Genomic DNA, 12,032 nt, shown 5'->3' with positions numbered 1-12,032 from the left:
TGAACTGGAGAATAGAAGATGAGGAATAATCAGATATTATAGATGAGTTGAGTGGCATGAAGTTTTTCTTTATGTTGCTAAAGACTCAGGTAGTTCAGGACAAAATCAATGGAGATAGCTTAAAAGTCTATGATAAAATAAACTTAAATCGAAATTTTATTAATAATCCAAAAAGGGGTGTGAATGTGGAGAAAACATTTGAAGTCAATTATGAAGGGCATCAAATTTCAGTGATAAATACATGGATAAACGGAGAGAAATTATATATTGATGGAAATTTACAAGATGAAAATCTAGGTCTATCTTTTAGAGGAACCCTAAAAGGGAAATTTATAAATGTTAATAATGAAGTAAGGAATGTAAAAGTTTCTATTGGTGGATTTTTCTCGATTAGTTGTAGGATTTTTGTGGAGAATGAACTTGTTTATCCGATACGTAACTAGAATATTTTGGAGAACGATAGGTACAAATTAATAAAACTACAAGGAGAGATTAGGTGTCAAAACTAACTAAAATTATAGTAATTGTCATCGTTATTTTGTTAATCTTTATAATAATTGGTGTAGTAGGTTTATATAACCCTAGTAACTTTGATCATTAATGAAATTTTTGATTTGGTATCAGTCTACTTCTAAAATAATAGTTAATATATCGATATGATTGTCACCTATATCCAAAAAGTTTGGCTAGCCACTGTGGTTAGCTTTTTTATTCGAACTATTGAAAAGGAAGTGTTGGAGACTAGATTAATAATTTAGGGAATGGATTTCTATTTAATATAATAACTAAACCCTAAGAAAGTCATAATTACTTAGGGTTTGGTTGCAATATAATTAAAACAGACCTAAAGCTTGCCCATTTTCATCGACATCCATATTAAGTGCGGCAGGCATTTTAGGAAGTCCTGGCATTGTCATGACATTACCGGTTAAAGCAACGATAAAACCTGCACCAATGGATGGCTTTAATTCACGAATGGTAATGGAAAACGGTTGTGGCCGTCCAAGTTTTGCTGGGTCATCAGAAAGGGAATATTGCGTTTTGGCCATACAAATAGGCAGGTGACCCCAACCGAATTTTTCAAAATTAAGTAATTGCTTTTGTGATTTAGGTGAAAATTCAACATGCGTAGCTCCGTATACCTTTTGAGCAATTGTTGTGATCTTTTCCGCTAATGAATCAGATAGCTGATAGAGTGGAGCGAAGTTCGCTTCCTTTATTTCAATTGTATGAAGTAGTTGCTTCGCTAAATCAACACCGCCATTTCCACCTTTTTCCCACACTTCTGTAAGTGAGACAGGATAACCAGCTTCTTCACAAAGAGTATGTAATAGGTTCATTTCAGCTTCTGTATCTGTTGTGAATCGATTAACGGCAACGACGAACGGCAAGCCGAAGCTTTGAATCGTTTCAGCATGTTTACGGAGATTGGCAAAACCTTTTTCAAGTGCTTCGATATTTTCCTCTTTCAAATCGGTTTTAGCGACACCACCATGCATTTTTAACGCGCGAATTGTTGCGACGATAACCACGGCTTCTGGTTTGAGATCGGCACTTCTCATTTTGATGTTTAAAAATTTCTCAGCACCTAAATCGGCTCCGAACCCAGCTTCTGTAATAACGTAATCAGCTAATTTTGTTGCAGTCTGAGTCGCAATAACACTATTACAACCATGTGCGATATTGGCAAACGGTCCACCGTGAATTATGGCTGGGGTATGTTCCATTGTTTGTACGAGATTAGGTTTGACCGCATCTTTTAACAGTAGTGTTAATGCACCTTCCACACCAAGGTCACTGACGGTAACAGGTTGCTTTTGTAAATCGTAAGCAACGACCATTTGACCTAATCGTGTTTTTAAGTTTTGAATATCGGTCGCTAAACAGAGGACTGCCATAATTTCTGAAGCGACAGTAATATCAAAACCATCCTCACGAGGTACTCCTTGTGTTGACCCACCTAATCCAATAACTACTTTTCTTAAGGCGCGGTCATTTAAATCAAGTGCTCGCTTCCAAACAATTCTACGTTGGTCAATTTGTCGTTCGTTTCCTTGTTGAATATGGTTATCGATTAATGCAGCTAATGCGTTATTTGCTGATGTGATGGCATGAATATCACCAGTAAAATGAAGGTTGATATCTTCCATAGGTAAGACTTGTGAATAGCCACCTCCTGTTGCGCCACCTTTCATTCCCATTGTGGGCCCTAATGAAGGTTCACGTAGTGCAATAACTGTTTTTTTGCCAAGTTTACTAAAAGCATCTCCTAATCCAACTGTAACCGTTGACTTTCCTTCACCGGCTGGTGTCGGATTTATAGCCGTTACCAAAATTAATTTTCCACTATTTTTTGTTTTTAGCTTTTTTAATGCCTCAAATGAGAGCTTTGCTTTATATTTACCATAAAGCTCTAAATCATCATGTTCTAATCCAATCTGTACAGCTACTTCCGTAATTGGTTTTATCTGTGCATTTTGTGCGATTTCAATATCTGACTTTGCTTCTAGCTTCATATTCACTCTGTCTGCCCCCCGAAACGTCCAAATAATGATCATTCATACATTTCTTATTGTACCATTGTTTCAAGTTCTTACCCGAGTCTGAATAAACATTATTTTTAAAAATATCATGAACTAAATATAAAGCAACCGCAGAGTCTGCATGAAAGGGCTAATAATATGTCAGTTACTGAAAGGAACAGAGCGAGTAAAGTAACGAAAAGGTAGGAACGTGTCAGTTACTCGAGGGAAGTGAGCGAGTAAAGTAACGAAAAGAGCCGAACGAGTCAGTTACTCAAGGTAAGAGGCTGAGTAAAGTAACGAAAAGGGCTGAACATGTCAGTTACTCAAGGTAAGAGGCTGAGTAAAGTAACGAAAAGAGCCGAACGAGTCAGTTACTCGAGGGAAGTGAGTGAGTAAAGTAAGGAAAAGGTAAGAACGTGTCAGTTACTCGGGGGAAGTGAGTGAGTAAAGTAAGGAAAAGGTAAGAACGTGTCAGTTACTCGAGGGAAGTGAGTAAGTAAAGTCACGAAAAGAGCCGAACGAGTCAGTTACTCAAGGGAAATGAGTGAGTAAAGTCACACGAAAAGATGTGAAGGGAATAAAGTACCTTCAAGACACAACCTATCGCCCCTAAGTACACTTTACAAAACTTCCATAATGACTTAATGAAGCAACTCATCACTAACAATCATGAAAGTGGCGGATAGTCCTTGGCTTGTTGGGTCTCCATTCACTTGATTTTTGTTCTGGTTTATTTTAATGAATGCTGTGAGGCTGCTTTTGAACTTGAGAATTTAGATTAAGCTAGCGGACGAAAATATGCGGAGACTCCCGCGGGACGTAGTGGCGGGCTAAAATCCACTGGCTGTGCCAGTTAGTTCAGCACTACCCCGCAGGACGCGAAGCATCATTTTCGGTAGCGACGAGCAATGCTCCATGTTCGCACTAACTTTCATACAAAAACAGCACTTGGAATCACCAAGTGCTGTCTCAACATTAATATTTATAAGATTGTCCACCATCAATTGGAATCACTGTCGCATTAATAAAGTCTGCTTGGTTAGATAAAAGGAATGCCACTAAGTATCCTACTTCCTCCGGTTTACCAAAGCGGAGCATCGGATTCGCTTTAACAAACTCTTTACCAGCTTCCTCCCAATTATCGCCTCCCATTTGGCGTAATGAACCTTCAACCATCGCTGTCATAATAGCTCCAGGAGCGATTGCTTTAATACTCACACCAAACTGTCCGTATTCAATACCAGAGTTTTTCGTTAAGCCAACAACACCGTGTTTGCTCGCTGCATAACCCGATTGATTACCAACACCACGAATTCCACCGACAGATGCTGTATTAACAATAGAGCCAAATCCTTGCTCTTTCATAACCTTTAGCACATGCTTCATTCCATAAAAAACACCATTTAAATTAACATCGACAACACGTTGAAATTCCTCGATGCCATAATCCTCGGTTAAGTTTTGTTTTCCTTCAATCCCCGCATTATTGAAAAATCCATCGATTTGACCGAATTTGTCTATTGTAAATTGGACATACTTCTTTACATCCTCTTCGTTGGCTACATTTGCTTCAACAAGCTCGATCGTTGCATCAGGAATCGTACTCGTAATTTCTTGTTTACTTTCCTCAAGACCTTTCAGACTCAGGTCGACAAGCACTAACTTAGCCCCTTCGGAAGCAATTTGTTGTGCAGCAGCACGACCCAAACCAGAGCCTCCACCTGTAATGATAACGACTTTTTCTTTAAAACGATTCATGAAAACTACCCCTTCCAGAGATGTTATGATAAGATTTTTACAACTTCTATAGTGTAAACGGACACAGAATGGTCAACAATCAGTAAACCCTTTTAAACTGTCTATTTTAACTACACTTTTACTTAATATGTTGATTTAAAGGAGAAATCATACATGAACTCGGAGCAAAGTCGTTCGACGAAACAAGGGGAGCGAACAAAATCATACTTCAAACAGGCATTCATTGAGTTAATTCACGAAAAAGGTTTCAGTCATGTATCGGTCACCGATATTATTAGAAAGGCTGAATATAATAGAACCACTTTTTATTTGCATTATCAGGATAAATATTGTTTAACAGAAGATCTACAAGCAGAAATGTTTCGTTATATTAAAGAAAAAAGTGTGAATAAATATGAAAGGGAAAAGAGTGTTGAAACGATATCAATGGGACCTCATTCATTTGAGTTAATTCATTTTATTCATCAGAATCAGAACTTCTTTAATTTATATAGAATCGACGATACGATACCTGGCTTACATCGAGATTTACCACAGGCCATTTACGAAGTTTTAAAAGAAGATTTTTATTTAATCGCCGTGAATCAACGTCGAGATATTAATTATGATGCTCATAAATTATATATGGCTCACGGTACAGCGGGCTTAATTCTAGATTGGATTAACAAAGACTATCACGTTAGTCCTGAAGAAATGTCCATTCAGCTCATCCATATTCTTGAATCATTCGCTAAACAATTTATGATAAAAAGCCGTGAATAAGTATATCACTTTAGTATCCTTTACCATACCTTACCACCTTATTGTGCCTACTTTTATTAGTTACTCGGGTGGAATAAACTTAGGACATGGAAGGTTAGCTCTAGCTACCATCACAAACATACATTCATATAGTGTAGTATGAGCTTGTAAACAACCGCACAAACATGTATATGATACAATAGACTAACAAAAACAGATAATAGAAATTAAAATTAGATACAGAAAGATAAGGGGAATAAAGATGACAGATGTAAAAGAAGGATCCAAGGCATTAAATGTACTAAAAGACAAAATCCAGTTAATAAAATCAACTGATTTTGATTTATATGTGGTAGGCCCAATTAAGCTTCCAGTGCAACTAGATGGACAGACCGTTGAATTCAGCTGGTATAGTTGGTTTCGAGTTCAAAATGGTAGCGATGACTTTGAAGAATTACTAGCCAATCTAAAAAATCTAAACCTTGCTGAGCACCAACAATCGAGTGTCCTCGTCTATGGAGACTTTAAAGATGCAGAGGATGCATTTATACGTATGCATTCTATTTGTCACACGGGTGATATTTTCGGAAGCAAACGATGTGATTGTGGTTACCAACTGAAGACTTCAATGAAGATGATTGTGGAAAAAGGTCAGGGAGCTTTATTTTATTTAGCTAATCATGAAGGCAGAGGGATTGGTTTATTTAGTAAAGCACTAGCTTACGTACTTCAAGAAAACGGCTATGATACGGTAGAAGCCAATGAGGCACTTGGTTTTGAAGATGATGTTAGAAATTATGCTGAAGCGATCCAAGTATTAAAAGCTTTACGTACCAAATCAGTTACATTAATTACGAATAACCCCAAAAAACTATCAGCATTACAACAATATGGTTTACCTGTGTCTGGGCGCGAACCTCTTTGGGGGGATGTCTCCACGTATAATGAATTTTATTTAGAAACAAAAAGGAAGAGGTCAGGGCATTTAGATGAAGAAAGGATTTTGTTTTCATGAGTAGCCACAATTTTTATATGAATATGGCTATTCAAAATGCCAAAGCAACAAACGGTCAAACTGCTCCGAACCCTTTAGTTGGTTCAGTGATTGTAAATGATGGTAGTATTGTTGGCATAGGTACACATTTAAAGACGGGAGAGCCGCATGCGGAAATTCATGCATTAAGAATGGCAGGAGCGCAAGCCAAAGGTGCGACTATTTATGTGACATTAGAACCTTGCTCACATCATGGAAGAACAGGACCTTGTGCAGAGGCAATCGTCAGTGCAGGTATTAAAAAAGTAGTCATTGCTACTCTTGACCCTAACCCTCTTGTAGCAGGAAATGGCGTTAAGATTTTACAAGCGGCAGGTATCGAGGTGGAAGTAGGGGTTAAAGAGCAAGAAGCAGTAGAAATGAATGAGGTATTTAACACTTTTATCACGAAGCAGCGCCCTTTTGTAACAATGAAAGCAGGTTCCACACTCGATGGAAAAATTGCTACCCGAACGCGAGATAGTAAATGGATAACGTCCGAAGATGCTAGAACTGATGTTCATCACTTAAGGCATGTTAATCAAGCGATTTTAGTAGGGATTGGAACGGTTTTAGAGGATGATCCGGAATTAACAACAAGAGTTCCTAATGGTCGTCACCCCTTAAGAGTTATCGTAGATTCGTCGCTTAAAATACCATTGGAGGCTAAAGTAGCAAATGATGGCTTAGCTCCAACTTGGGTATTTACAAGTCAACATTATGATAAAGAAAAAGCAGCCATATTAGAGGCTAGAGGTGTAAAAATTATTGCGACCTCTACTGAAAAGCGAGTTAATCCAGTTGAGGTATTGAAATATTTAGGTGGAGAACACATTTCATCTTTATTGTTAGAAGGTGGGGGAACGATTCATGCCTCGTTCCTTGAAGCAGGTCTTGTTGATAAGGTTGTTCTATATTTTGCACCAAAGCTCGTAGGAGGACAGCTAGCTCCTACATTCTTAGAAGGTAATGGTGTAGAAAAGATGGCCTATGCCATAGAGATGTTTAATACATCGATGACACCGATTGGAAAAGACTTTAAATTTATCGGTTACCCGATTATAAAGACAAATTCATAAATAAACGAAGGACTGAAACAACTTAACGTTTCAGTCCTTTATTTGTTGGATGAAAGCAACCAGCCTCATTCTTGAACAATTGGATTATAACCCGGTATGGAACTCTAAATTTACATAAGAATTATAAAATCAATGCTTGAGGGCGTTAGCGTGAGAAGAGAGTGAGAATACGGAAGCGCGTGGTTTGGAAGTCGGGGAAGGTTTAGGAAACTCGAGCAAACGCAGAATCACTTGGTTTCATGCATAAAAAGAGAGCGAAAACCCGCTCAACGCTAAACATACAAAACGCCCATGTCGGGGCGAAAACCACTCCACCACCAACAAAGATGAAAGTCATCTAGGCAAGCAAACTCGCTGCAATATTACCGGGCAGCCAATCGACTCTTTTTAATTGAGGACATATAAAAGCTGTGGTACATTCACCACAGCTTTAATGTTATTTCGTTAAATAGGCATTCGTTTGGAACTGGACTTTTAACTCTGTACACTGCGCCATTTTTAGCAGGTTAGTAAGTCTTTTAGTTAGATTTCTTCAAATTGTTCATAGGTTGGTATGTCAAGTGATTCTTGAAAAGCAAATTGATAATGAAATAATTGTCCCGCTTTTTTCTCTTGAGGATTTAGGCCCATTCCTTTTTGTGTGATTTGGGCATTTACAAATGCAGCATTACTTAAGGCTAAGACCTCGAGTAGGTTCATTTCACGCTCTGTGAAAACATTTGCACTATTTTTAATTACAAAATTGGTCATGGCTATTTTTTCGATTGAAAACACCGTCCTGTTTTGTATTAAGCTTCTGACATCCAAGTACTGTGTTTGGACTCCAAAGCTTGTCTAGTACTTACCTTTATGAACGCTTAGCCCCTTTAAAAACAAGTAATTTACACATGAAAATCCCACCTTAACCACAGTATAAATGAAAACGAGTTGGAAATAGAGGGAAATAAATGATTATTCTATTAATTCGTAGGGGAGCCTCTAAATATTTTCGCCGCAAGGGTATTAGTTAATCATTTGCTATCCACATTTTTAATAAAACAAATTGACTGTACGGCTATCAAGAGATGAACCATATTTTTAGGTTTCAAGCTATCATAGGTATGTTGTACATAAGACAGATGACCTATTTAAATCTCTTTTAGTAGATGATCTTGACTAGGCATAGTGATCAAATTATACTAAAATTATGAAAACGATTGCACTAAGTCATGCAACAACACCATGATTTTCCATTTTTGTACAAGTTTCATTTGAAGAAGGTTTACATGAGGGAATAGAAGCAAGTCATGTATATTCATAAAACTCTGCAATCTTTCACACAAATGAAAGCGTTTCACGGTTGCTATTCTATCATTCACTCACATTATGAAAGCGTTCTCTAATTTTTCGTTTTTATAAAGAGGAATGACTAGATTCATAGTAATAAATTATTTACATAAAAAGGGTGTGAGTAAGTTGAAGGGAAAGCTGAAGAAATTTTTAGTTCTTAGCATGGTTTTTATCCTTACTTTTTCAAGCTTTGGAATGATGGGAACGACTCAGTTGGTTGAAGCAGAAACAAAAAGTTCAATCGAAGAATCAGAAATTCCAGAGAATACGTTAAGAATTCACTATCAAAACAGTAGTGGAGATTATTCAAATTTAGGTGTATGGACATGGGATGATGTGGAATCTCCTACAGACAATTGGCCAAGTGGGGGAATTCCTTTTACTGAAGAACAAGTAACGGATTATGGTGCATATGTAGATGTTCCGTTAGAATCAGGTGCTAGAAACGTAGGATTCCTAATTCTTGATATTGTGACAGGTGGGAAAGATGATGCAGGTCATAACGGTGGAGATAAACGATTAGAGCTTTTTTCCCCCAATATTAATGAAGTGTGGATTTCAGAAGGGTCTGATGAGATCTCATTCATTGAGCCTGTTGATTTACCGGAAGATACAGTAAGGGTTCATTATAAAAAAGCTGATGGTGATTATGAGAATTGGAGCTTGTGGTTTTGGGGAGATGTTCAAAGCCCATCTGAGACTCAAGGTGACTTTCCATCAGGGGCTACAGGTTTCTCTGAAGAGCAAATAGGGAAGTATGGAGCATATATCGATATTCCTTTAAATGAAGGAGCAGAAGAAATTGGGCTGGTTGTTGTGAATAAAGAGACTAACGAGCAAGAAGCTGATCGCTCATTTACGCAATTAAATCAATTTAATCAAATATTTATAGTTGAAGGTGATGGGGCCGTGTATTCAAACCCGTATGGTGCGATTGCAACAGAATTACTTTCTGCTGAGCAGTTATCCGATGAGAAAATCGTCTTATATTTTTCTAGAACGGATGAGTTAACAGAGGAAGCTCTGCTTGAACAAGTGGGCATTCGAGATATCGAAGAGCACACGGTAGATGTTAATGAAGTAGAAATTAAAACAGATAATCGTACGGTAGAAGTGAAGGGAGATTTTAACCTCGATCAATCTCCATATACGGTAAGTCTTGGCGAAGTGAGTGTTCCTGCTAAGATTGGCTGGAGGCTGATTGATGAGATGTATGCCTATGATGGAGAGTTAGGGGCACAGTTACACCAAGATGGAACAGCTACGATTAAGCTGTGGTCACCAAAAGCAGAGCATGTTCAGGTGATTTTGTACGATAAAGATAACCCAGATGATATCGTAACAGAGGTTGAAATGAAGTTAGGTGATCGTGGAGTTTGGGAAGTGCAATTGACTAAAGAAAACACGGGTCTAGATAGTCTGAGAGGCTACTACTATCATTATGAAATTGATCATGATGGAGATAAAAAAATTGCTTTAGATCCATATGCTAAATCTTTATCGGCTTGGAATAGTGATGAACAAGGTCCATATGCGAAAGCAGCGATTGTCGATCCGAGCTCAATTGGACCTGAGTTAGAATTTGCTCATATTGAAGGCTTTGAGAAAAAAGAAGATACAATTATTTATGAAGTTCATGTGAGAGATTTCACTTCGGACCCTCATATTGCCGATGAGTTAACCGCTCAATTTGGTACATTTGCAAGCTTTGTAGATAAGCTTGATTATATTGAAGACTTGGGTGTGACACATATTCAGCTTTTACCAGTTATGAGTTATTTCTTTGCGAACGAGTTTAAGAATGATGAAAGAATGCTCGACTTTTCTTCAACGAATACAAATTATAACTGGGGATATGACCCGCAAAGTTATTTCGCTCTAACGGGCATGTATTCAGAAGATCCAACAGACCCTGAATTACGCATTAAAGAGTTCAAGAAATTAATTGATGAAATTCACAGTCGTGGAATGGGTGTTGTTTTGGATGTTGTGTATAATCACACAGCAAGAGTTGGTATCTTTGAAGATTTAGTTCCAAATTATTATCATTTTATGGATGCTGATGGTACGCCAAGAACAAGCTTTGGTGGTGGACGTCTCGGTACAACACACGAGATGTCACGTCGAATTCTCGTTGATTCCATTACCTATTGGGTAGAAGAGTTTAAGATTGATGGATTCCGTTTTGATATGATGGGCGATCATGATGCAGAGTCTATTCAAATTGCCTATGATAAAGCTAAAGAAATCAATCCGAATATTGTGATGATTGGTGAGGGGTGGATTACGTACGCTGGTGATGAAGATGACCCGAATGTACAAGCTGCTGATCAGCATTGGATGCAGTATACAGAAAGTGTCGGTGTATTTTCTGATGAGTTCCGTAATGAGTTAAAGTCTGGTTTTGGCCATGAAGGTGAGCCGCGTTTCTTAACGGGTGGTGCTAGAAATATTGACCTGATTTTTGACAATATTAAAGCTCAACCACATAACTTTATCGCTGATGATCCAGGTGATGTTGTGCCGTATATTGAAGCACATGATAATTTAACTTTACATGATGTCATTGCGATGGCGATTCAAAAAGATCCAGATGACCATCAAGAGGAAATCCACCAACGCATTCGTCTAGGAAACTTGATGACGTTGACTTCTCAAGGTATTGCTTTCTTACATGCAGGTCAAGAGTATGGACGCACGAAGCAATTTAGAGCGGAAACATCAGAGCCACCGTATAAATCTACCTATATGACTGATGAAAATGGTGAGCCTTTCCGTTATCCATACTTTATTCATGACTCGTATGATTCTACAGATATCATCAATCGTTTTGATTGGGAAAGAGCAACGAATGCTGATGCTTATCCGATTCAAAATTTAACGAGAGAGTATACAACAGGTTTAATTGAGTTAAGACGTTCTAGCGATGCTTTCCGATTAGGAACAAAAGATCTTGTAGACGAAAAAGTAACACAATTAAACATTCCAGAAATTGAAGAAACAGATTTAGTTGTGGCTTATCGCATTGAGGCGACAACAGGTGAAGCATTTTATGTATTTGTGAATGCGGATGATGAAGAAAGAACATTAACATTAGAAGAGGACTTAACCGTGGGTGAATTTGTCGTTGATGGAAAAACAGCTGGTGTGACAGCGATTGCCGAGCCACAAGGGGTGGAGTTGAGTGCTGAGCAAATAAAGCTGGATCCATTAACTGCAGCGATTGTACAAGTAGGTGGTATTGAAGCACCAGAAAAACCAACACCTCCTAAAGAAGAACCGAAAGAACCGAAAGAGCCAAAAGAGCCAAAAGATCCAAAAGAGCCAAAAGATCCAAAAGATCCAAAAGATCCAAAAGATCCACTAGACCCGCCTGGAACCGATGATCAAAATGGAGAAACACCAAAAGGAAACGAAGAGAAAAAAGAGGAGCAAAAAGGTGATAACTTGCCAAATACGGCGACATCTAACTATCAATTCATTGCCTTAGGTATCGCACTTGTATTAATGGCAACCGCGATTTATTGGTGGAAAAGAAAACGGCAAGTAGCGTAAAAGAAAATAATA

General features: G+C 38.0%; 8 protein-coding genes. 5 read left to right on the top strand and 3 right to left on the bottom strand.

The window, feature by feature from the left end; all coding sequences use genetic code 11:
* Window positions 1-56 precede the first annotated feature (56 nt).
* Window positions 57-443 (top strand): hypothetical protein, encoded by a 387-nt coding sequence (locus tag PQ479_RS13700; RefSeq protein ID WP_273717038.1) that lies wholly within the window; start codon window positions 57-59, stop codon window positions 441-443.
* 390 nt (window positions 444-833) lie between these two features.
* Here PQ479_RS13700 and PQ479_RS13695 read toward each other — a convergent pair whose 3' ends face one another.
* Together PQ479_RS13695 and PQ479_RS13690 are read right to left on the bottom strand one after the other, a co-directional pair.
* Entirely contained in the window at window positions 834-2,516 is a 1,683-nt protein-coding gene (locus tag PQ479_RS13695) for a formate--tetrahydrofolate ligase (RefSeq protein WP_420535551.1), read from the bottom strand.
* A 984-nt stretch (window positions 2,517-3,500) separates the two neighbouring features.
* Window positions 3,501-4,283, bottom strand: a complete 783-nt coding sequence (locus PQ479_RS13690) for an SDR family oxidoreductase (RefSeq protein ID WP_047989706.1) — start codon at window positions 4,281-4,283, stop codon at window positions 3,501-3,503.
* A 153-nt stretch (window positions 4,284-4,436) separates the two neighbouring features.
* Here PQ479_RS13690 and PQ479_RS13685 point away from each other — a divergent pair, with 153 nt between their 5' ends.
* The 3 genes from PQ479_RS13685 (at window position 4,437) to ribD (ending at window position 7,136) form a co-directional block, all read left to right on the top strand.
* On the top strand, window positions 4,437-5,045 hold the full coding sequence (locus PQ479_RS13685; protein WP_053070455.1) for a TetR/AcrR family transcriptional regulator: 609 nt from the start codon (window positions 4,437-4,439) through the stop codon (window positions 5,043-5,045).
* 241 nt (window positions 5,046-5,286) lie between these two features.
* Window positions 5,287-6,039, top strand: coding sequence for a GTP cyclohydrolase II (locus PQ479_RS13680; protein WP_047989705.1), 753 nt, complete (start codon window positions 5,287-5,289; stop codon window positions 6,037-6,039).
* Window positions 6,036-7,136 (top strand): bifunctional diaminohydroxyphosphoribosylaminopyrimidine deaminase/5-amino-6-(5-phosphoribosylamino)uracil reductase RibD, encoded by a 1,101-nt coding sequence (ribD, locus tag PQ479_RS13675; protein WP_047989704.1) that lies wholly within the window; start codon window positions 6,036-6,038, stop codon window positions 7,134-7,136. Before PQ479_RS13680 ends, ribD begins: the two co-directional genes overlap by 4 nt.
* Before the next feature lie 522 nt (window positions 7,137-7,658).
* On the opposite strand, the gene PQ479_RS13670 is transcribed toward ribD, so the two are convergent.
* Complete coding sequence (locus tag PQ479_RS13670; RefSeq protein ID WP_047989703.1) at window positions 7,659-7,943, bottom strand: hypothetical protein; 285 nt, start codon at window positions 7,941-7,943, stop codon at window positions 7,659-7,661.
* A gap of 648 nt (window positions 7,944-8,591) precedes the next feature.
* Here PQ479_RS13670 and PQ479_RS13665 point away from each other — a divergent pair.
* Window positions 8,592-12,020 (top strand): pullulanase, encoded by a 3,429-nt coding sequence (locus tag PQ479_RS13665; protein ID WP_273717036.1) that lies wholly within the window; start codon window positions 8,592-8,594, stop codon window positions 12,018-12,020.
* The last annotated feature ends 12 nt before the right edge of the window (window positions 12,021-12,032 follow it).

The sequence above is a fragment of the Alkalihalobacillus pseudalcaliphilus genome (genome assembly GCF_028610675.1).
In the GTDB taxonomy this organism is placed as follows: Bacteria; Bacillota; Bacilli; order Bacillales; family Bacillaceae_D; genus Alkalihalobacillus; species Alkalihalobacillus pseudalcaliphilus.
This window is presented reverse-complemented; position numbering and strand designations above follow the sequence as displayed.